Origin of the sequence: Flavobacterium tructae, from assembly GCF_002217475.1 — a bacterium.
GTDB classification, from domain to species: domain Bacteria; phylum Bacteroidota; class Bacteroidia; order Flavobacteriales; family Flavobacteriaceae; genus Flavobacterium; species Flavobacterium tructae.
Genome location: NZ_MUHH01000042.1, coordinates 72347 through 93942 on the forward strand (window position 1 = coordinate 72347; position 21596 = coordinate 93942).

Sequence of the window (21596 nt, forward strand, 5' to 3'; positions counted from 1 at the left end):
CGATCCTTTAAAACAATTTCTAAAACAAACCGGTAGTACTATGAATATCAAATTGTTAATTTTTATACTTTATACTTTTTCGCCAAAAGTCGTTTTTAAAACATCTCTCAGTTCACTCAATATCATGGCAGTTGCTCCCCAAACAATATGATTTTGTATGTTAAATGCGGGAACTAAAGCATTATTTGCATAAGAAGTTGATAATGTGACTTCAATAACAATTTCGTCATTCAAAAAAACGGAGAGGGGTAATTCTATAATACTCGCTACTTCTCTGATATCCGGATAAAATAAAAGCTCTTCTTTGGAAATGCCTAAAAAAGGATGCACTAAGAAGTTGCTTGGCGGAATATACATAGGCGTAAAATGTTTGATTAGCTCTATTTTTTCAGGTGCAACGCCTATTTCTTCCTGTGTTTCACGCAAAGCAGTCTCTTCATAATTTGCATCAGTCGTTTCGTATTTTCCTCCGGGAAATGCAATTTGAGACGAATGAACTCCATTATACGCATTCCGGACAATCAATACGAGATGTGTTTTATTGTTTTTTGGATAAAACAACATCATGACCGCTGCGATACGCGGATTTTTATCTTTCAAATCAAGATTCTTCAAGGCTTCGAGGCGTTCTTTTGGTGCCATTTTAATATGAGCCAACTCCGCCGGTAATACTGCCGGAATTAAATTAGGAACATATTGCAAAAAGTCTTGAAAATCCATAAGCAAAGTTTATTTTTGTACTTTTAAATAAAATATAAATATAGTCCAGAAAACGCGGTTCTACAAGTTTTCTAAAATCAAGTCTTAAAAATGTACAGTAAAGAAGAATCACAAAAGATAAAAAGAGAATTCTGGGTGGCATTCGCCGAAAAATACCCTCGCAAATGGGTACTTTATGATACCAAAATTAAAGATTTTTCCTTTAAATTTTATGTAGACAATAAAAAAGCACAGGTTCTAATTGATATCGAACAAAGAAGTGATGAAAAACGAAATGCTTACTTTGAAAAAATTGAAGCATTAAAAAATATTCTGGAGGAAGAATTCATTAAAGATTTGGTTTTCGAAAAAAACTACACGCTTGAAAGCGGCAAAACAATCAGCAGAATTTGGGTTGAGAAACCAGGTGTTGGTTTTAGTAACCGCAATAACTGGGATGCTATTTTTGATTTCTTTAATGAAAAAATGCACGCTCTGGAAATGTTTTATCTGGAATATGATGAGTTTATTAAGGATATTGATTCTTAATAAAAGATACTAAGATTCTGAGTTGCTAAGGTTCTAAGAAGCGTAATTACTTCATTATTATACTAAATCCGAAAGGTTTCAAAAACTTGTCGGATTTAATAAAAGATACTAAAGCTATGAGCTGTTAAGACTCTAAGAAAGTATACTAACTTAGAACCTTAGCAACTCAGAATCTCAAACTACACACTAACCATATTATACACAATAATATGATCGTCGTAGTTGATATAAAGCTGTTTGCGGAAATCCTGTTTTTTTCGCGTGATGATAGATAACTTACAGGCTTTGCCGTCATTGTCTTTGCACATAAAAGAATAAACAATATCGGTATCATTTTCTTCTCTCTCAATGTAATCCAAAATACTAAAAAGCTGTATTTCCTGCGAGTAAACCACAATTCTGTGTTTATTGGTATCCAGAATTACCGAAAGGTTAACCAAATCAAGATTGGACCATTCACCCCATTTCCCTTTTTCATTTTTTTCCAAAACACTAAAACCAGATGTTTTAAACTGGTAAGACTGACTAAAAGTTTGCTGTAAACCAAGTCCGAAAAAAAGTAAAAGTATAAAAGTGCGTGTAGGATTCATATTGTATTTCTTGGGGGTAATTTAGAACTCAAATTTAGCCTTTTCCTGGCAGGCAGCTTCAAAATCGGACATCATTTGTTGAACAATTTGCTCTACCGGTAAAATTTCATGAATTAATCCTGCGATTTGACCTATTTCAAGTTCTCCCTCTTCAAGATCTCCTTCAAACATTCCTTTTTTAGCTCTTGCTCTTCCTAAAAGCTGCACCAAATCCTCTTTCGAAGGACATTTTTCATACAATTCCTGAACGTCCTGATAAAATTTGTTCTTAACCAATCGAACAGGCGCCAGTTCTTTTAAAGTCAGTTGTGTATCTCCTTCTCTAACCTTAACGATCGTTTCTTTAAAATTATCATGTGCCGAAGATTCGATCGAAGCGGCAAAACGGCTTCCCACCTGAACTCCATCGGCTCCTAAAACCATTGCAGCAAGCATTCCTCTGCCTGTTGCAATTCCCCCGGCAGCAATAAGTGGTATCTGAACTTTCTCTTTCACCATCGGGATTAAAGTTAAGGTTGTCGTTTCGTCACGTCCATTGTGTCCCCCTGCTTCAAATCCTTCGGCCACGATAGCATCAACACCTGCCTCCTGCGCTTTCAAAGCAAAAACACTGCTGCTCACTACATGTACGACTGTAATTCCTTTTTCTTTTAAAAATGAAGTCCACGTTTTTGGATTTCCGGCGGAAGTAAAAACAATTTTCACTCCTTCTTCCACCACAATATTTATAATTTCTTCGATATTTGGATACAGCATCGGAATGTTAACTCCAAATGGCTTACTAGTCGCTTTTTGGCATTTCTGAATATGTTCACGTAAAACTTCGGGATACATAGAACCTGCTCCAATTAAACCTAAACCTCCCGCATTACTTACGGCTGCTGCTAATTTATAACCGCTGTTCCAGATCATTCCTCCCTGAATAATTGGATATTTGATCTTAAAAAGTTGTGTAATTCTGTTCATTCAAAAATGTAGTTATTGTTTAATTATCTTTCCCGTTTTATGAAGACCATCAGCATCAAAAGTATAAAAATACAATCCGCTTTTTAATCCTTCAACAGAAAGAATAGGGTTTTGATTTGTAATTTGTTTTTCGATTAGCTTTTGCCCCAGAACAGAGTACACAGAAACAGAAGCGGTACTGTTCTCAAACAAAAAGGAAATCGCTGTTTTAGTTGGATTTGGAAAAACAGAAAAAACTTCTCCCAAAGACTTGAAGTCTACCACTCCTAAAGCGGCTCCAAAATTAGGAATTCCGTAACCATAATTATTATTGGGTGTCGTATATCGATCAGAAGACTGCAGAATCATCTGCCTAATCTCTTTATTCGTTTTGGATGGAAAAGCCTGCCACAAACAAGCAATCATTCCCGCCATGATCGGACAAGAAAACGAAGTTCCGTTTATGGTTGTAATATTTCCCCCGGTATCAGATACAACAGCTGCCGTACCTTGTGCCATAACATCCGGTTTAATTCTTCCGTCAAAACTTGGTCCTATAGAGCTAAAACCTGATCTAACTTTCGAAGAAGTTACAGCACCTACTGTAATTACCGAAACAGCATCCGCAGGTCCTCCAATATGAGGTTCAGTTGTAGCTCCTTCATTTCCAGCCGAAGCAACTACGATTATTCCTTTATTAAAAGCCATTTCGGCTCCACGGGAGATAAAGTTAGTCGTCCCGTTCATATCGCTATACGTGTGCGTGTAGTTTGGATTATCAAATTCAAAATACCCCAAAGAAGTTGTAATAATATCAGCTCCTACACGGTCTGCTTCTTCTGCTGCCTCTACCCAATACGATTCTTCAACCGGATTCTCAGTAGGATCATATTCGGTGATGTATAAATAATACGAAGCATCAGGAGCAGTACCTACCAGAGCATTTTCTTTATAACCGCCCATTGTAGAAAGTACCATTGTTCCGTGGCTGTCTCCTGAATAAAAATTGGCATTTCTATTCACGTAATCGTATCCTCCTAAAATCTGATTATTATCAATTAATTTCTTAAATGGTAAAGCGGTATTGACTCCCGGAAAACCTGCATCTAAAACAGCAATTACTTTTCCCGAACCGGTTTTATTCTGTTGGTGCAGCACTTTTCCATTCAGCATTTCTATTTGACCTGCTGAAGTTCCGTAGGCATAATCCGTTTTTGATTTCAGTTTGTCTTTTACCTGACTTATCTTATTCTCCCCCACTTTTTTAGAAGTTGCATTCAGATTTTTATTGGCGAAAAACACTTTATCAACAAATGGCAGTGTAGTAAGTGCTGTAATATCAGTTTGAGTTCCTCTAATATGAAGTGCATTTAACCATTTGGATTTTGCCATAATAGTTATTCCCGAACTCGATCTAACCTGATTGATATAAGAGTCCTCTACAGGTGCATCGGTAAGATCTAACGCAATATTTTGATTGGCTCTCCGGTCTAAGGCACGCTGTGTCAAAATTGTAAGCGGAGCATTAAGAGATGCCTGTGCGTTGGGTTTATTTTTAAAGTATACCCATGCGTCTTCCTGCGAAAACACCGCGGAAGAAAAAATCAACAACAAAAAGACAAAATAGTGCTTCATGATTACTTTTTTAAAGGTGAAACCTCCGTAAAAAAGTATAAAGCTAAGAAATTACTCCCGAACCAACTAATTCATTCTCTAAATACCAGGCCACAAACTGACCTTCGGTAATGGCGGACTGAGCTTCCTCAAAGCGAACATACATTCCGTTTTCAAACTGATACAAGGTTGCTTTCTGTAATGGCTGACGGTAACGAATTCTTGCCATCACTTCCATTTGTTGTCCTTCCTTCAATTTCAAATCTTCGCGAACCCAGTGTACTTCAGAATTACCTACAAACAATGCGTTTTTGAATAAGCCCGGATGATTGCTTGTTAAGCCGGTATAAATGGTATTCGTATCAACATCGGTAGCAATTACAAATAAAGGATCTGTAGTACCTCCAACATTTAAGCCTTTTCTTTGTCCGTTTGTAAAATAATGTGCTCCCTGATGTTTGCCCATCACTTTACCCATCGTTGGAAGATAATCCAGTTTTTGAGACTCTATTTTCAATTCGTCTTCCAGAGAAATTCCTGTCGGTTTTTCAATCGTATAGATTGGGTCGTTTTTATCAATTTGAACAATAAGACCTTCTTTTGGCTGTAGTTTTTGCTGTAAAAACTCCGGCAAACGTACTTTACCAATAAAACAAAGTCCTTGCGAATCTTTCTTTTCGGCTGTAACCAATTCCATTTCAGCAGCGATTTCACGAACTTCAGGTTTAGTTAATGCTCCAATTGGGAATAAAGCTTTTGACAATTGTTCCTGAGACAACTGACATAAAAAGTACGACTGATCTTTGTTTACATCATTTCCGGCAACCAATTGATAAACCGTTTTTCCGTCCACTTCAATTTCGCTTTTTTGGCAGTAATGTCCGGTCGCAACATAATCGGCTCCAAGACTTAGAGCGATTTTCATAAAAACATCAAACTTGATTTCACGGTTACAAAGCACGTCAGGATTTGGAGTTCTTCCTTTTTCGTATTCGTTGAACATATAATCAACGATTTTTTCTTTGTATTCTTCGCTTAAATCAACAGTTTGAAACGGTATACCGAGTTTTTCAGCTACCAATAAAGCATCATTGCTATCTTCTAACCACGGACATTCATTAGAAATCGTAACCGAATCATCGTGCCAGTTCTTCATAAAAAGGCCAATAACTTCATATCCCTGCTGCTGCAATAAATAAGCAGCAACACTTGAATCTACTCCTCCGGAAAGTCCAACAACTACACGTTTCATTCTAAATTGTTTATGTTTTTACAAGGCTGCAAAGATAAGCCCTATTTTTGAAAATTGCAGTAGTTTTTGATTAGTTTATACAATGCCGTTGTAAATAAAACTTATTACTTTCTAACAAATTTATGCGTGATTAATTTGCCTTCATTCATTTCGCTAAGAAAATAAATACCACTGGATAAATTTTCAACATTTAGGATATCCTCTACATTAGCCTTCACTTTAAATGTTGTTATAGTTTTCCCTAATATCGTAATGAGGCTTAAAGTCGCATCGTGATCTGACTTAATTGTTATAATCTTATTACTTGGATTAGGATATATCACAAAGTTTAAGTTTTTATCAAACGACAAGGTGTTCAGGTTAGTATTTGGAATAGTTCCGGAAATAGAATAACTTCCGATAGAACCATACGCCGAATACCCGCCATTAGTTTTATCTCCTGCACCAACCCCACTAATGCTGATAAAATACTTACCAGCCAAAAGATTTGCAAACATAAACCCATCTAGATTGTACGGATCGGAGTCCCAATACTGCCCGATTTCGACACCTGCCGAATTGTACAACTGAATCAAAATATGAAGATTACCAGTTCCCCATCTGCTTACTGTATTTGCTTCGATACTCACATCTCCTCCGCTAGTAGTAAAACTAAAGAAATCTTTATCGCTTTCTTTTTCTATTACACCATCTCTTTTAATAATTTCTCCTTTACTGCTTAGCGTCAGATTAAATGCTGAAGCTGTATTATTTCCATAATCATCAGTTCTGTAACCTATTCCCCAGCTTTTATCCGAAATAATTGCAACATCATCTTCGGTATTATTAGCATTATTATATTCACCTTTACTCCAATGCGAAACGGGTCTGACAAAAGACGTTCCCATGATCGGCCCCCAGGAAGTTCCGTTTAACCCTGAAAAATACCCTTCGCTAGGAGAAGTACGTCCATCATGTTTTAATGAAAAGAGATGCCCGATCTCATGAGAAGCTGTTTCTCCTGCTGCTTTACCGGTATTGACATTAAAGCACCAGGCCGGAACATCATTATCCCATGTAAAAGATCCTATAAAAGCTACACCTCCTTCTCCAGGACTTGCAGTATCTGTGGGAGTGATTACAACACGTTTTCTTTTTGTTTTTGGATAGGTATTAAAAACAGCCTCATTTGTTGTAATATTTAAATTAAAAGGCCTGAAATCTTCTGCAACAACCTCAAAAGCCTGAAGTATAAAAGCATCAGTCATTCCTGAAGGGAGAGCATAAATTGCTCCTCCATTATTCCAAAGGCTTCCCGCAGGCATCGTATGTCCATCAAAATCCAATAATATACATCCTATCCCACCAGGAAAACTTTCTAACTTTAACAGATCTGCATTAATTGCAGCGGAACTATTTTTTGCAGTTTTTGCTTCCTTTTGTGACAGAGTAGCATAATCTACACAAATCAAGGAATTAATATCTACTTTTGATACATAAGCATTTCCATGAGCATCTGATGAGTATTTGTATGCTTCATTTGTTTTCTTAAGAATAATATGTCCTTCAAGTGATTTTTCCATTACCCTAAGGTAAAAAGAAGATCCGGAAACATTTTTAATCTCTCCGATTAAATATTCACTCGAAATGCTTGACTCTTTGTAGTTTATTTTTCCGCTAAAACTTTTTGAATCCGCAATCTGAAGCAAAACATTATTGCTTTCCTTTCTTCCGGCAGAGGCCGTAAGCTCCTTCTTCAAGTTGCTTATAAAACTGCTGCATGAGCCTAAGGAAGTCTGAGATACGGCCACATTACTAAAAAAAACAGTCAACACTAAGAGTAATAAAAAGATGTAGTTTTTTTTCATATATTTTTTCTTTTTTTGTGTGAAGAAGAAGCTTTACCAGATACTTCTATAATTAAAAGGTGAATTAGCGAAATCAAGATTCAGCATCGAATATAAATGTTTACTAACTAAAAAAAACAGCAATAGGTATTGTTTTTTTTTTAAAACAAGAACAAAAAAATCATCAGATTCGAACGATATATTTCCAATTCACTCAATATAAACACAATAAGTAAAGAACCAGTCCTAAGAATTTGTTCTTCTCATTCTTCTATAGTGGTAAAATTCAAATTAATCCGGAAAACTAAATACCGAGGCATTCTAATTACAAATTATTACTCCGTCTTAGGTTTTGAATCGGCCTGATAACTACTTTTAGGATCACTCATATTAACTTCCTTCGTTAATTTTCCTTTAAAGTAAAACTGCCACATCCCGGATTTCTTCCCTCTGGTAAATTTTCCTTTAGAAGCTACGACTCCATCAGAGTCGTAAAAAACAGCATCGCCATTGTATTCGTTATTTTTAAAAGTACTCTGCTCTAAAAGAATTCCGTTTTGCCCGTACTTTTTATAAACACCCTCTTTCAAACCTTCTTTATAAGTCATTTCCTCGGCAATTTTAGAATCCGGATAATACACGATTCTCGCTCCTTCTAATTTTCCGGCTTTGTATTTTTCAAGCGTCATAATTGCTTTCGAAGCTTTATGATAGTATTTCCACTCACCTTCACGTGATTTTCCGATTTCCTTACCTTCGCTTACTTTATTTTTATTCTGATCGTAAAAAATGGTATAGGAACTTCCATCGTTTGCTGTAAAATCACGAGTTGCTACAACATCTCCTTTTTTAGTATCATCAAAGAATTTAAACACTCCGGTTTCTTTTCCGTGACTAAAAGTTCCTTCATAACGAGGACGTTTAGAAACTTCATAAATTCCTTTCCAAACTCCCTCTTTTTTTCCGTTAGCATCCGATTTATTGACCTCTTGCGCTACTGTAAAAAAGGTGTTTAATAAAAGTAATCCGGCTATTATTTTTTTAGAAATCATATCTTTTATATTCTATTTTAAACTTTAACGATTCTGACTTTGATTAAGTATATTTCAGATATAAAAAAATCCCGAAGAATCGAGATTTTTTTATTGGTATTATTTCTTTTTATTCTGAGCTTTTGCAGCTTCTTGCTGTTCCATTACTTCCTGAAGACGTTGTTGAAACTTACTTTGCTTTTTAGGCTCTTTTAATTTATTTTCCTGAATCTGAGCGTGAATTTTATCACTATCAACAATGTAATTTTTAATTACATACATGATACCGATTGTAATTAAGTTCGAAATAAAGTTGTACAAACTTAATCCGGCACCATAACTATTGAAGAAAATTAACATCATTAATGGCGAAACATAAATCATGATTTTCATCATTTTTGCCATATCCGGCATACCTTCTTGCTGAGGCGCTGCCATTTGCTGATCTCCGGATGTCATTTTCATGTAGAAGAAAATCGCAATTGCTGCCAAAATTGGGAACAAACTGATATGATCTCCATATAACGGAATATGGAATGGCAATTTTACAACCGAGTCAAAAGAAGACAAATCATCTGCCCAAAGGAAACCTTTTTGTCTTAACTCAAAAGCTGAAGGGAAGAACTGGAATGAAGCATACATAAAAGGAAGCTGAATCAATGCCGGAATACATCCTGCCATTGGGTTTACTCCTGCTTTGTTGTACAGTTTCATCGTTTCCTGTTGTTTTTTCATTGGGTCTTTTTTGAATTTTTCTCCCAATTCTGTAATCTCCGGACGTAAAACTTTCATTTTAGCCTGAGACAGGAATGACTTATAGGTAATTGGCGACATGGCCAATTTAATAATAATCGTAAAGATGATAATCGCAATTCCTAATGATAATCCAATTGTAGAGCTTAAGAATCCAAACAACGGAATAAAAATCAATCGGTTAATCCAGCCAAAAATACCCCAACCTAATGGAATAATTTTTTCAAAATTCTTATCGTAAGATTTTAAAATTTTATAATCTGCCGGTCCAAAATACCAGCTCATTTTATAATCTATTTCTCCATTAGAGAAAGCCAAAGGAACATTCGCTCTAAACTGTTTTGTATAAACAGTATCTATTTTTTCGTCTTTTACTAAGTTTTGAGAAACAAGCTGTGACTTTTCAAAAGAAGTATTGGTTTGTAAAATTGTAGCAAAGAAATGTTGCTTAAATGCAATATAATCTACCTTTTCAGGTGTTTCTTCTTTATGATCGCCCTGACCTACATAACTTTCTTTACCATCCTTATAATTATAGTAAATTTCAGCATAACGGTTTTCATACGAAATACTCTTTTCGTTTCTGTACGTTTTTAAATCCCACTGTAAATCTAATGGTTTTCCAGTATTTAAAACTTTGTTTAATCCCTGAGAACGAACATCAAAACCAACTAAATAATCATTTGGTTTAAGAACATATTTGTATTCTAAGAATTCATTAGCACCTGCTTTCAAACGCATTGTTAAAATTTGATCTGCGCCATTTTTAGTTAGCGTAGGTTCAAAAAACAAATCTTTAGAATTTAAAGTTCTGTTATCAGCAGTTTGTAACTGAATGTTTAAATTAGCATTATTGTCTTTAATCAATTCAACTAATTGTCCTGAATTTTTTTCAAACTTTTTGAACTCTTTCAACGTAGCTTCTACTATATAACCACCTTTGTTAGCGATTTTAAGTTTAATCTTTTCGTTTTCAATAGTTGTAAAACCCTCTTTAGCAGAAGGCAGTGTAGCTGAATAAGCAAAACCACCTAATGTTTTTTGTAATTGTGCCAATTGCACTGTATCACCAGGAGTTGCAGCTGCAGCAACCGGTAAAACAGCTGTTTTAGTTTTATCCGCTTTCGCTTGTGCTTCTTGCTTGGCAATTAGTTCTTTTTTGGCTTTTTCAGCAGCAATCTCTTTATCAGAAGGCTGATTTTGGTACATAATCCAAATCAAAATTCCAAATATCAATACAAAACCAATGATTGAATTAAGATCAAATTTTTTTTCTTCCATTACAGTTTAAAAAGTTATTCGTTAAAAAGGTATTAGTGCTGAATTAGATTCAAACGTTACACTTTTCAGAATATTAATTATTATTTTTTATGCGCATTCACTGCAGCAGCCACAAAGTTTACAAAAATCGGATGTGGATTTGCTACTGTACTTTTGTATTCAGGATGGTATTGTACCCCAATGAAAAACGGATGATTTTCAAGTTCTACAATTTCTACCAAACCTGTATCCGGGTTTACTCCTGAAGCTTTCAAACCTGCATTTTGCAATTCGTCAGCATATTTATTATTGTATTCATAACGGTGACGGTGACGCTCTGAAATTGTTTTCTGACCGTAGATTTTATACGCCAGCGTATCAGGCTTGATATCACATTTCCACGCTCCTAAACGCATGGTTCCGCCTTTATCTGTCACTGTTTTTTGCTCTTCCATCAAATTCACCACAGGATGAGGCGTTTTGTCGTTCATCTCAGTAGAATTCGCTTCTTTGTAACCTAGAATATTTCTTGAATATTCGATTACAGACATTTGCATTCCTAAACAAATTCCGAAAAACGGAATGTTGTTTTCACGCACATAACGAACGGCTTCGATTTTTCCTTCGATACCTCTTTCTCCAAAACCAGGAGCTACTAAAACTCCATCCAGACCTGCTAATTTTTCTACAATATTTTCAGCATTAATATGTTCTGAATGTATCGAAATTACATTTACTTTGGTTTCGTTTGCTGCACCTGCGTGTATGAATGCTTCTAAAATAGATTTGTAACAATCCTGCATTTCTACATATTTTCCAACCAAACCAATATTTACGGTATGCTTTGGATTTTTCAGTCTTTTCAAAAACGTATTCCAGTTTTTAAGATCCGGAGAAGCTTTTTTAGGCAAATCTAATTTTTTCAAAGCCACTACATCTAATCCTTCTTCAAGCATTAAATTTGGAACTTCGTATATTGTTGAAGCATCAATAGACTGAATAACGGCTTCTTTCTTAACATTACAGAACAAAGCCAGCTTCTGACGCAGTTCCTGAGACAATTCATGCTCAGTTCTACAAACCAAAATATCTGCTTTGATTCCGCTTTCCATCAATGTTTTTACAGAGTGCTGTGTTGGTTTTGTTTTCAACTCACCCGCTGCAGCTAAATATGGAACCAATGTTAAATGAATAACGATTCCGTTATTTTCACCCAATTCCCAAACTAACTGACGAACAGATTCTATATAAGGTAATGATTCGATATCACCAACGGTTCCACCAATTTCAGTAATGACAATGTCATAATCGCCGGATTTACCCAACAATTGCATTCTGTCTTTGATTTCGTTTGTAATATGAGGAACTACCTGAACTGTTTTTCCTAAAAACTCTCCTCTTCTTTCTTTTTCAATAACTGAAAGATAAACTCTTCCTGTAGTAACGTTATTGGCCTGAGAAGTAGGAACGTTCAAGAAACGCTCATAATGACCTAAATCTAAATCTGTTTCAGCACCATCATCTGTTACATAACATTCTCCGTGCTCGTATGGATTCAACGTACCCGGATCCACATTGATATACGGATCAAATTTCTGAATAGTTGTACGGTATCCTCTTCCTTGTAACAATTTTGCTAAAGATGCCGCGATAATTCCTTTTCCTAATGAAGAAGTCACACCGCCTGTAACAAAAATATATTTTGTTTGATTCATTCTGTTGTTGTTTGTATGTAGTTGTGTAAAAAACTTGGCAAAAGTACAAATTTAATTAGACAATTTATCAATTCAGGAATGAGATAATTTTTAATTTTTTAAGCACATTTTATTTTAAATACTTTACCAATCAATTATTTTATCAAAATGAATATTTTTTACCACTATTAACTAAAAATCCATAAGTAAAACTCAAAAATACAAAGCAATTATTTTCTAGTATGGAAGTATCAAATTGTAAAAACAAAAAAGAAAAGAAATTACACTTACCGAAATATCAAAGATTAATACGATTTTAAATATGGAAAAAGAAATGATGCCATTGATAAAAAATCTCGCAGTAAGCTGAAACAAAAAGAATCCAAAGATTTTTATACTAAATGGATTGTAAATAATTGCTTCATGAAAATGAAACCTAAGTAATTCAGAAAAAGCCCTTGTGAGTCCACGGCTTTTACAATACATCAACGGCAATCCTTCGCAGGATGAACGCAAACCAAAATTTAAATATGGGAGAAAAAAGCAATAAAAAAAGACAAACATAATTATGACGATCAAAATTACGTTTATCTTTTTATAAGAATCAATTCCTTGATAAACCATCATTTATACAAGGAATTATTTTACAGTAGTCTCAATTGTAGTAGTATCTACCTGTACTTTTATATCTAAAGAATCATCTGTTTTTATTTGTTCCACCTCAACAGAATCTAAAGCTCTTTTGATTTCATCTTTATGCTCTAAAGCAAGAGAACCTATTGAACCAACAAAAATAGCCACCCAGATAATAACAAAAACTGTTGCTGCAATTCCTAAATATAATCCGGCTTTTGGTAAAGAAGTCGATGCATTTTCTTTTTTTGCCTGATTTAAAGCAATTGCTCCAAATACAATTGCAAGAATTCCAAATAAAACTGCAATAAAACCAAAGCAAGGAATAAATGCTGCTAATACACCGATAATACCAAAAATTAAAGCGATAATACCTAATGACTGACCAGCATTTGAAGAAGGTAAATTATTTTCCATAAAAAATTGTTGTTGTTAGTTCTGACAAAAATAGAAAACGACTTACACAAACTGTAACTAACCTACCTAAGTTATCAACAATTAAATTAACGTACTTTTTCTGTATTTATTAATTTAAAAACATTGATGATTCTAAAATATCAGCTTATTTCTCAACTACTTAATAGGTTTCGGATATTGTTTTTTGATATTTCGGATCAGTTCTTCCAGTCCATTTAACTTTAATTCGTATATAAGTTGCAACTGTTGTCCCAATTCTCCTTTTGGAAACCCTTTGTTTTGATACCAAACGACATAATATTCGGGTAAATCAATTAAAAAATAACCTTCGTATTTTCCGAAAGGCATTTTGGTATGGGCTAATTTGATGAGAAGTTTTTTGTCTGATTCCATTTTTTTTTTAAGAAAAAAGAAGCAAGAGGAAAGAATATAGACTCATTCTCTTCTCTTGCTTCTTGTTGCGCAAAGCTATTATTATTTTTTTTCTTTTGCCACAGATTAAAAAATAGTTTTCAGTCTCAGTTTTTCTGTCTCGGTTTCAAACTTACTGTCACTGACAGTGTAAACTGCGACTGATAACTAAAACCTTAGAACCTTTTAATATTTTCTTTTGCCACAGATTAGAAGGATTAAAATGATTTTCTAATCTTTTTATTTTAGCGAAAACGATGTGACTTAAAAAAAATCGCCACAAATTCACGAATTATATTTAAACTAATTCGTGAATTGCTTCGCCTATTCGCTATCGCTCGGGTCGTGGCGAATATAAAAACTTAGTATCTTAGAATCTTAGTACCTCAGAGCCTTTGAACTTTAGTAATGCCATCTCACAAAAGCTTCCATCGCGGCATAGGTCGCTAAACCTAATTGTTGGTATAACGCAGCTGTTTCCGCATTTCGGTCTTCGGCTCTTTGCCAAAATTCTCTGGCATCGGTTCCCTGGAAAACAACACCGTCTTTTTGAGACTGATGCTTGAAGATTCCGTGACGTTTTGCTAAAACCTGATCAGGGCTCATTGGCACAGCCATTTCCACTTCGTCAATTCCCCATTCCTGCCATGCTCCACGGTACAGCCACAACCAGCAATCGTCCATAAATGATTTTGGTTTCAGCGCTTTTACTGCTTCAAAAATAGCGTCCAGACATACTTTATGTGTTCCGTGTGGATCCGCTAAATCTCCTGCGGCATAAATTTGGTGTGGTTTGATTTTTTCGATTAAATCCATCGTCAATTGAATATCTTCTTTTCCGATTGGTTTTTTCTCAATGGTTCCGGTTTCATAGAATGGTAATTCCATAAAATGAATCTGATCATCGGTTAAACCTACAAAATGACTGGTTGCTCTCGCCTCTCCTTTTCTGATTAATCCTTTGATGTAACGAACTTCAGGAATATCAATTTCGCTGTTCTTTTTATTGGTTAAGAAAGTTGCCGCTTTTTGGTAAATATTGTCTGCTTCTTCGCTTTTGATTCCAAATTTTTCATTGTAATCAATTACGAATCTTGCAAAACGCAAAGCTTCATCATCGGCTACAGCAATATTCCCAGACGTTTGATACGCCACGTGTACTTCATGTCCCTGTTCTTGCAAACGCATAAAAGTTCCACCCATACTGATGATATCATCATCGGGATGCGGACTAAAAATCAATACTCTCTTCTTAGCCGGTTCCGCTCTTTCCGGACGGTTGGTGTCTTCCGCATTTGGCTTACCACCCGGCCATCCTGTAATTGTATTTTGAAGTTTGTTGAATATTTTAATGTTAATATCGTATGCAGGACCTGAATCAGCTAATAAATCGCTCATTCCGTTTTCGATATAATCAGCATCGGTAAGCATTAAGATTGGTTTTTTAAGCTGAAGTGCTAATCCTAAAACAGCCTTACGAGTCAGTTTATCCGTCCATACTACTTTTTCTACCAACCAAGGCTTGTTGATTCTGGTAAGTTTTGAAGAAGCTTCTTTGTCTAAAACAAATACCGCATTGTTATGCTCCTGTAAGAAGGAAGCCGGTACACGATTGGTTACTTCATCTTCTACCGATTTCTTTACAATATTTGATTTTCCTTCTCCCCAAGCCAGTAAAATTACCTGCTTGGCTTCCATAATCTTTTTTACTCCAAGTGTTATAGCTGTTCTTGGCGTATTACTCAATCCGAAGAAATCTTTACTTGCCGCAACTCTGGTAATATGGTCTAAAGCCACTAAACGTGTTTTAGAGTTTTGCAACGATCCTGATTCGTTGAAACCAATATGTCCGTTACCTCCAATTCCAAGAATCTGCAAATCAATTCCGCCAAGAGCTTCAATCTTTGCCTCATAATCGTGGCAATAATCTGCGATTTGCTCTTTGGTCAAAAGTCCGTCCGGAACATGGTAATTTTCAGGTAAAATATCGACATGATCAAACAGCAATTCTTTCATAAAACGAACGTAACTGTTGATTGAATTTGGTTCCATTGGATAATATTCATCCAGGTTAAAACTAATTACATTTTTAAAGCTCAAGCCTTCTTCTTTGTGTAAACGAACCAATTCAGCATATAGTCCTTTTGGAGAAGAACCTGTTGCTAATCCTAAAATACAAGGTTTGTTTTCTTTTTGTTTGGATTGAATTAAAGCCGCAATTTCCTGAGCTACTTCTTTTGATGCATCGCCGGAATTTTCAAAAACGACCGTATTGATGTTTTCGAAACGTTTTTCGAACCCTGTTGCTTTGTCGATTTTACTTTTTAACATGATATAGTTTTTTAATTTTACTCGTTACATCTTACCACTTTCGATATTTATGTCCTTTTACTGCGTAAAAAAGGATCATTAAATAGGATGGCAGCAGCATTAAATAAGCAATCTGATTTCCGCTTTTTGAAACTCCCACGGTACCATTAGTCGTATTTGCTGCATTTATATTTTCTGTGATCATTCCGTAGAACAAAGGAAAAATTGCTCCTCCGATGATCCCCATGATCAAAATTGCACTTCCAATTTTAGTATAACCTCCCAAATCCTCTAATGCCATCGGCCAGATAGCCGGCCAGCAAAGCGCGTTGGCCAAGCCTAATAATGCTACTAAAAGTATCACCACCGGTAAGTTTGGAATCCCGGGTAACTGAATCATTATTTTTGGCGAAATCAATACTATTGCCAACACTAAAATTACTCCCAAAACTCCGGATCCTTTCAAAGCTGTTACTTGTGAAAGATATTTTGGAATTAATGTGATCCCTAATATATACCCTACTACCATTGCCGACATGGTAAAAGAAGTTAGTTTTAAATAAAAATTCCCTTCAGTTCCATATACGCCTAATTGTTTTCCGAATCCTCCAATAGAATCTCCGGCCAGGACTTCGGCTGCTAAATACAGCATCAAAGTGATTACTCCTAAAACCAATTGCGGGCGTCTGAAAGCATTTCTAATTTGCTTAAAAATACTCAGATGTGCTACATTTCCTTCTTCATCCAAATCAATTTCCGGAAGTGGAGACAGTTTTACCAAAAGTGCTAAAACCATTATAATCAATCCCATATAAAGATAGGGTCTTTGCAATTGTAATGCAAGTGAATTTAAAGCATTTGTTTTTGAAACGGCGTCTAAAACCGCAATCTTATCTGCTGTAAACTCCTGCATGTTAGACAGTACCAATGCCGTTAATATCAATGGCGCTACAAAACCTGCCAGTTTATTGGCGATACCCAGCACACTAATTCTGGCTGCTGCACTTTCTCTCGGCCCAATTACTACTACATAGGGATTTGAAGCCGTCTGCAAAATTGCCAGACCGGTTCCCATCACAAACAAAGCAATTAAAAACAGTAAAAAGGTTCGGCTTTCGGCGGCCGGATAAAACATAAATGCTCCGGCTGCAATGATTAATAATCCTAAAGAGATACCATTTTTATACCCTACCTTTTCAATGACCCAGGACGATGGAACTGCCATTACAAAATAGGCAATATAAAAAGCAAAAGTTACAAAATAGGCCTGAGAAGAAGACAACTCGCACGCTAATTCAAAAAAAGGAATTAAAGGTCCGTTTAACCAGGTGACAAATCCCAATATAAAAAACAATGCGGTAAGAATAATCATCGGAATGATTGAACTCCTCTTTTCTATATGTATTGCAGTCTCAATTTTTGACATAATTTTATCGGTTGATAGTTAATAGATTAGTTGTTTGATTCCTCTAAAATAACACCAACACTTTTTGCAAATATATCGCAATTTACCCGCAATTCAGTGCGTATTTTTTGCAATTTTAAAACAAAAGTAGTCTAATAAGTTATACTTATCTGTAAATTAGATATCAATATTTTGTTAATTTTTCCTAAATACTCCAGTCTAAAACCGGATAATATTGCTTCAAATACTCCTTCACATCAGCAATATCTTCTTTAGCAGTCAGATCAGGAACATGCTCCGAAAACGGAATACCTATTGTTGTATTTGGATTTTCTTTTACGGCATTTAACAGCACTGTAGGCAGCTCTTTTTCGTCGCGCTCGGGATGAACGGGACAATTCTTCAAATGAGTATATAAAGTGCTTCCGTTGAATTTAAAAGCATTCATACTTACTCTGATTTTTCCTTCTACATCTTTATAGTCGGCTAAAACATCGGCTGAAGGTTTTTCTAAAATATCCAACAACTGATTGTTCTGATCTAATTTAGCAATGGCGAAACGCGAAATCCTTTCGGAAGGAAATTCCAAAGCATCGCGATCGTAAGCAATAAAAGCATTTGGACTGTTGGTCTCTCTAAGCGCAAGTAAAGCTGCTGCCGAATACAAGTTGTCACTGTTACAAACCGAATACTGCTGTGTGTTTAATTCCGGAAACTGTTCTACCGCCTGAAACAAAGCATCGGCAGTACCAAAGGGCTTCACTCTGCCTTCGGGAATGTATTGTACAGCAAATGAAATAGTAAGCCCATGAAAATCGTTATTAGTATTCTGACTGCCGTAAAACTCTTTAAAAAGCTCTCCCTGCTCACCAATAATAATGTAGATATTTTTATAACCTGCTTTTTTAGCGTTCAGCAGAAGATAATCCAGTAAAGGCCTCCCGCTTGCTCCAACTCCAATTAACCCTTTACTTCTTTCATTTGCCTGCGCAATTTCTTCCGCAGATAAATTGTTTGAAATGGCTTCTTTTTTCATGCGCGAGGATGCTCCACCCGCAAGAATAACTAAATTGTTATGCATATTTATATATTTTCATTTTGAATTTCCTTAAATCTATTAGGTCTGGAATTGTTTCAGGTTTCATGTTTCATGTTTCATGTTTCAAGTTTCAAGTTTCAGGTTTCAGGTTTCAGGTTTCAGGTTCCCAAAACTCACCTATCACCTCTCACAACTTAAATCTCAACATTTTCAATAACCCTTACACCCGGATCAACAGCTACGGCATAGGCTTCATGAGCTCCTGCTTCGAGAATGGCTTCGATCACCAGATCTTCTTTTTCCGGATTTGCGATAACGACTATACTTCCGCCTCCGCCTGAACCTACAATTTTTGCTCCGTAAGCACCCGCGCGCAAAGCAGCATTGACCATAGCATCAATTCGCGGTACAGTAATTTTTAATAAATCACGTAAAACTTCATGATGCTGATTCATCAATCCGCCTATTTTTTTAAGATCCAAAACCGGTTTTTCAAACTCTTTCAGAGCTTCTTTGGTATAATGATAGTTTTTTAATGCCGCTTCAAAGAAAGGAATCAATCGGTCCGGTAAACAACTTCTGTATCGGTCCAGGTCTTCTATTTTGGAAGCATGCAGATCAAAATCCGGGAAATTTTGCTTTACGATATCGATAGAAATTAAAGCATTTCCTTTTAATTCTCCCAACAAACCAATTGTTTCTTTTGGAACTCCCGAAACTCCTGTTATCAGGCCTTTCAAGCTCGTTCCTATTACTTTATACGAAAAGGGATCTTTGGTATTGATGTACACAATATTCCCCACCCCAATGCTAAAATGGTCCATCATTCCTCCCGGCTCTCCGTGTTCCAACACTTCAGATTCGTAACCCAATTTGGAAATAAACTCAGGTGTAACTTCACGATCAATACCATAAGCATCGATCAAAAAACGAATCCATGCCATTAATAAAGCCGAAGAACTAGAGGTTCCGGAGTTTATTGGAATATCTCCCGTGATCGTAATATCGTATCCAACGTTTGGCACACAGCCGTACCTGCGCAATACGCGTAAGGAGGATGCAAAATAATCTCTGGGTTCTAATTTGTCGAAAGTGGCGTCAATATCAATGGTACGGGTCTCATTAATATCAATCATATTTAAAACAAAGGTCTGAGTCAGATTTTGTTCGGCAATTAGTTGTATATTCCGATCGATTGCACAGGCGATAACCGGCAATCCTAAATAATCCTGATGATCTCCAAAGAGACAGGTTCTGCCCGGGGCTAATGAGGTAATTTTTTTCACTTGAAATTTTTATAATAAAACACTGTAAAACAATAAATTACAATGAAATTTGGTTAAAAATTGGTTTTATTCTTTTGATTTTGATTCTACGAAACTATTGATTATATTTTTATAAAACAAGAAAAAACAAAAAAATGTGCTCGAACACACTATTGAAATGTTCTCGAGCACACTAATTAATTCTTACAGGATTTTTAAATAATCAAATCAAAGTTTCTATATTTGCCAATATGGATAAAAAGTACACCATTAAGGATATAGCAAAAATGGCCGGAGTTTCGAAAGGGACTGTCGACAGGGTTTTGCATAACAGAGGAAAAGTTTCTCCTACAGCACTGGACAAAATAAATGAAGTTTTAAACGTCATTAATTACGAACCGAACTTAATTGCACGAAATTTAAAGAACACCAAAGTTTACAGAATTTGTGTTTTACTGCCTGATCCGGAAATTGACCCGTACTGGCTTCCCTGCATTAATGGAATCCAGGATGCTAAAACCGAATTTAAAGCGTATAGTGTTATTATCGAAACACACTTCTTTAATCCGGAAAGCACCAAATCGTTCTTAAGTGCTCATGATATCATTATCCAAAAATCGCCTGATGCTGTTTTAATTGCTCCATTGTTTCACAAAGAAACGGTAGAAATTGTAAAGCAATATGACGATTTAAACATCATTGTAAACACATTCAATAACCAAATTGAAGGTGAATCTATAAAAAGTTTTGTTGGACAGGATTTGCATAAAAGCGGTCGTGTGGCTGCCAGCCTAATGAATCTGATTTTAACAGAAGGACAGATCGCCATCATACACATTGACGAAAGCCTTAAGAATGCGGTACACATGCAGGAAAAAGAAAAAGGCTTCAAAAGTTACTTTGATGAGAAAAAGCTTAGCGGTTTTTCACTCACTACTCTAAAACTAAAACATCAAAATGTGGAAACTAAATTTTCTGCGTTTTTAGACGAAAATCCAAATCTGAAAGGTATTTTTATCACGACCTCAAAAGCGTACCAGATTGCCTCTATACTGTCTACTGTAAAGGATAAAAAGATTGCGATTATCGGTTATGATTTAGTGGAAAAAAATGTGAATTTCCTGAATCAGGGATTGGTTCATTTTTTAATTCATCAAAATCAAAAAAGACAAGCTTATTTAGGGGTGAGTACTTTGGTTGAACACTTTTTGTTCCGAAAAGATATTCCGGAAACGATTTTACTTCCGATAGATATTATTAATGTAGAAAATGCTTCTTTCTACGTTTCTTAAATAACGATGGACTGTCGAAAAATTCCACAGAGTCACACAAAGGTTACACAGAGATACACAAAAAATGTTTTAAAAAACTTTGTGCCACTTTGTGCTTACTTTGCGAATCTTTGCGAAAAAATCATTTAGTCCTGTAAACCTCTACTCCATCAAAATAAATTTCCCAAAAGAAGAAGCAATATGAAAATTAGGAGTTTCGGTATCAGGATTCACCCAGGAAATCCAGGTGGGTTCATACTGTCGCTTTTCATTCTCCAAAAACTTAGCTCTAAAAACACCTGCTTCTATAGTGTTGTTGTGTATTAAATTCAATTCTTTTAAGGATTTTATACTGATTCGTCCTTCAACTGTAAAAGAAATTTCATCTTTTGAGGTTTTAATCTCAAAATCGGTTTTAGGCCATTTCCAGTCAAAATCAAATTCCTTGTTAGGACGCGCTCTAAAATCCATTAAACGCCCGGCGGTATCCATTTCCAGACAATAATAAGGATCTAAGGATTCGCTGGTTCTAAAAAACAATTCTACACGATCTGAATTTCCAATACTATCAAAACTATCGTCTTTTTGATCGATATAAATCCCGGTATCAAAAACTCTGAAATTAAAAAAGA

The 21596-nt window shown here is 35.6% G+C and carries 19 protein-coding genes; 2 read left to right on the top strand and 17 right to left on the bottom strand.

Features of this window, described 5'->3' with window-relative positions; all coding sequences use genetic code 11:
* Nucleotides 1–69: 69 nt before the first annotated feature.
* A complete protein-coding gene (locus B0A80_RS17575; RefSeq protein ID WP_070906825.1) occupies nucleotides 70–720 on the bottom strand; it encodes an NUDIX hydrolase in 651 nt (216 codons plus the stop codon).
* A gap of 90 nt (nucleotides 721–810) precedes the next feature.
* On the opposite strand from B0A80_RS17575, the gene B0A80_RS17580 reads away from it, so the two are divergent.
* Entirely contained in the window at nucleotides 811–1248 is a 438-nt protein-coding gene (locus tag B0A80_RS17580) for a DUF4268 domain-containing protein (protein WP_070906827.1), read from the top strand.
* A gap of 179 nt (nucleotides 1249–1427) precedes the next feature.
* Here the strand turns inward: B0A80_RS17580 and B0A80_RS17585 are convergent, their stop codons facing one another.
* The 15 genes from B0A80_RS17585 to B0A80_RS17655 all read right to left on the bottom strand — a co-directional run bounded on the left by B0A80_RS17585 (nucleotide 1428) and on the right by B0A80_RS17655 (nucleotide 19714).
* On the bottom strand, nucleotides 1428–1838 hold the full coding sequence (locus B0A80_RS17585) for a hypothetical protein (protein ID WP_017497349.1): 411 nt from the start codon (nucleotides 1836–1838) through the stop codon (nucleotides 1428–1430).
* Between the two features lie 21 nt (nucleotides 1839–1859).
* Nucleotides 1860–2804 (bottom strand): NAD(P)H-dependent flavin oxidoreductase, encoded by a 945-nt coding sequence (locus B0A80_RS17590; protein WP_089078136.1) that lies wholly within the window; start codon nucleotides 2802–2804, stop codon nucleotides 1860–1862.
* Nucleotides 2805–2816: 12 nt separating this feature from the next.
* Nucleotides 2817–4418, bottom strand: coding sequence for a S8 family serine peptidase (locus B0A80_RS17595; protein ID WP_089078137.1), 1602 nt, complete (start codon nucleotides 4416–4418; stop codon nucleotides 2817–2819).
* Nucleotides 4419–4461: 43 nt separating this feature from the next.
* A complete protein-coding gene (gene mnmA, locus B0A80_RS17600; protein WP_089078138.1) occupies nucleotides 4462–5649 on the bottom strand; it encodes a tRNA 2-thiouridine(34) synthase MnmA in 1188 nt (395 codons plus the stop codon).
* A gap of 104 nt (nucleotides 5650–5753) precedes the next feature.
* Nucleotides 5754–7496 carry a T9SS type A sorting domain-containing protein gene (locus B0A80_RS17605; protein WP_089078139.1) on the bottom strand — a complete coding sequence of 581 codons (1743 nt, stop codon included), beginning with the start codon at nucleotides 7494–7496 and terminating at the stop codon, nucleotides 5754–5756.
* Nucleotides 7497–7810: 314 nt separating this feature from the next.
* Nucleotides 7811–8527: a toxin-antitoxin system YwqK family antitoxin gene (locus tag B0A80_RS17610; protein ID WP_089078140.1), complete on the bottom strand. Its 717-nt coding sequence runs from the start codon at nucleotides 8525–8527 to the stop codon at nucleotides 7811–7813.
* Nucleotides 8528–8626: 99 nt separating this feature from the next.
* The gene (yidC, locus tag B0A80_RS17615; protein ID WP_089078141.1) at nucleotides 8627–10540 is read right to left on the bottom strand and encodes a membrane protein insertase YidC; all 1914 of its coding nucleotides are present in this window, start codon (nucleotides 10538–10540) and stop codon (nucleotides 8627–8629) included.
* 80 nt (nucleotides 10541–10620) lie between these two features.
* On the bottom strand, nucleotides 10621–12234 hold the full coding sequence (locus B0A80_RS17620; protein WP_070906841.1) for a CTP synthase: 1614 nt from the start codon (nucleotides 12232–12234) through the stop codon (nucleotides 10621–10623).
* Nucleotides 12235–12450: 216 nt separating this feature from the next.
* On the bottom strand, nucleotides 12451–12840 hold the full coding sequence (locus B0A80_RS21130; RefSeq protein WP_089078142.1) for a DUF2752 domain-containing protein: 390 nt from the start codon (nucleotides 12838–12840) through the stop codon (nucleotides 12451–12453).
* 12 nt (nucleotides 12841–12852) lie between these two features.
* Nucleotides 12853–13263 (bottom strand): DUF4190 domain-containing protein, encoded by a 411-nt coding sequence (locus tag B0A80_RS17630; RefSeq protein ID WP_070906843.1) that lies wholly within the window; start codon nucleotides 13261–13263, stop codon nucleotides 12853–12855.
* A gap of 156 nt (nucleotides 13264–13419) precedes the next feature.
* Entirely contained in the window at nucleotides 13420–13656 is a 237-nt protein-coding gene (locus tag B0A80_RS17635; protein ID WP_070906845.1) for a DUF3820 family protein, read from the bottom strand.
* A 420-nt stretch (nucleotides 13657–14076) separates the two neighbouring features.
* Nucleotides 14077–16005: a glucosamine-6-phosphate deaminase gene (gene nagB, locus B0A80_RS17640; protein WP_070906846.1), complete on the bottom strand. Its 1929-nt coding sequence runs from the start codon at nucleotides 16003–16005 to the stop codon at nucleotides 14077–14079.
* A gap of 31 nt (nucleotides 16006–16036) precedes the next feature.
* On the bottom strand, nucleotides 16037–17410 hold the full coding sequence (locus B0A80_RS17645) for a sugar MFS transporter (RefSeq protein ID WP_165769280.1): 1374 nt from the start codon (nucleotides 17408–17410) through the stop codon (nucleotides 16037–16039).
* A 184-nt stretch (nucleotides 17411–17594) separates the two neighbouring features.
* Nucleotides 17595–18470, bottom strand: coding sequence for a sugar phosphate nucleotidyltransferase (locus B0A80_RS17650; protein ID WP_089078144.1), 876 nt, complete (start codon nucleotides 18468–18470; stop codon nucleotides 17595–17597).
* Between the two features lie 152 nt (nucleotides 18471–18622).
* Nucleotides 18623–19714 carry a mevalonate kinase family protein gene (locus B0A80_RS17655; RefSeq protein WP_089078145.1) on the bottom strand — a complete coding sequence of 364 codons (1092 nt, stop codon included), beginning with the start codon at nucleotides 19712–19714 and terminating at the stop codon, nucleotides 18623–18625.
* Nucleotides 19715–19944: 230 nt separating this feature from the next.
* Between B0A80_RS17655 and B0A80_RS17660 the strand changes: the two genes are divergently transcribed.
* Complete coding sequence (locus B0A80_RS17660) at nucleotides 19945–20985, top strand: LacI family DNA-binding transcriptional regulator (RefSeq protein WP_089078146.1); 1041 nt, start codon at nucleotides 19945–19947, stop codon at nucleotides 20983–20985.
* 141 nt (nucleotides 20986–21126) lie between these two features.
* Here B0A80_RS17660 and B0A80_RS17665 read toward each other — a convergent pair.
* Nucleotides 21127–21596, bottom strand: a 470-nt coding sequence (locus B0A80_RS17665) for a sugar-binding protein (protein ID WP_233430767.1), incomplete at its 5' end; no start/stop codon positions are given.

Coding starts and splice junctions, on each gene's coding strand:
- B0A80_RS17575 (WP_070906825.1), bottom strand. CDS start 720: ATGGATTTTCAAGACTTTTTGCAATATGTTCCTAATTTAATTCCGGCA.
- B0A80_RS17580 (WP_070906827.1), top strand. CDS start 811: ATGTACAGTAAAGAAGAATCACAAAAGATAAAAAGAGAATTCTGGGTG.
- B0A80_RS17585 (WP_017497349.1), bottom strand. CDS start 1,838: ATGAATCCTACACGCACTTTTATACTTTTACTTTTTTTCGGACTTGGT.
- B0A80_RS17590 (WP_089078136.1), bottom strand. CDS start 2,804: ATGAACAGAATTACACAACTTTTTAAGATCAAATATCCAATTATTCAG.
- B0A80_RS17595 (WP_089078137.1), bottom strand. CDS start 4,418: ATGAAGCACTATTTTGTCTTTTTGTTGTTGATTTTTTCTTCCGCGGTG.
- mnmA (WP_089078138.1), bottom strand. CDS start 5,649: ATGAAACGTGTAGTTGTTGGACTTTCCGGAGGAGTAGATTCAAGTGTT.
- B0A80_RS17605 (WP_089078139.1), bottom strand. CDS start 7,496: ATGAAAAAAAACTACATCTTTTTATTACTCTTAGTGTTGACTGTTTTT.
- B0A80_RS17610 (WP_089078140.1), bottom strand. CDS start 8,527: ATGATTTCTAAAAAAATAATAGCCGGATTACTTTTATTAAACACCTTT.
- yidC (WP_089078141.1), bottom strand. CDS start 10,540: ATGGAAGAAAAAAAATTTGATCTTAATTCAATCATTGGTTTTGTATTG.
- B0A80_RS17620 (WP_070906841.1), bottom strand. CDS start 12,234: ATGAATCAAACAAAATATATTTTTGTTACAGGCGGTGTGACTTCTTCA.
- B0A80_RS21130 (WP_089078142.1), bottom strand. CDS start 12,840: ATGATGGTTTATCAAGGAATTGATTCTTATAAAAAGATAAACGTAATT.
- B0A80_RS17630 (WP_070906843.1), bottom strand. CDS start 13,263: ATGGAAAATAATTTACCTTCTTCAAATGCTGGTCAGTCATTAGGTATT.
- B0A80_RS17635 (WP_070906845.1), bottom strand. CDS start 13,656: ATGGAATCAGACAAAAAACTTCTCATCAAATTAGCCCATACCAAAATG.
- nagB (WP_070906846.1), bottom strand. CDS start 16,005: ATGTTAAAAAGTAAAATCGACAAAGCAACAGGGTTCGAAAAACGTTTC.
- B0A80_RS17645 (WP_165769280.1), bottom strand. CDS start 17,410: ATGTCAAAAATTGAGACTGCAATACATATAGAAAAGAGGAGTTCAATC.
- B0A80_RS17650 (WP_089078144.1), bottom strand. CDS start 18,470: ATGCATAACAATTTAGTTATTCTTGCGGGTGGAGCATCCTCGCGCATG.
- B0A80_RS17660 (WP_089078146.1), top strand. CDS start 19,945: ATGGATAAAAAGTACACCATTAAGGATATAGCAAAAATGGCCGGAGTT.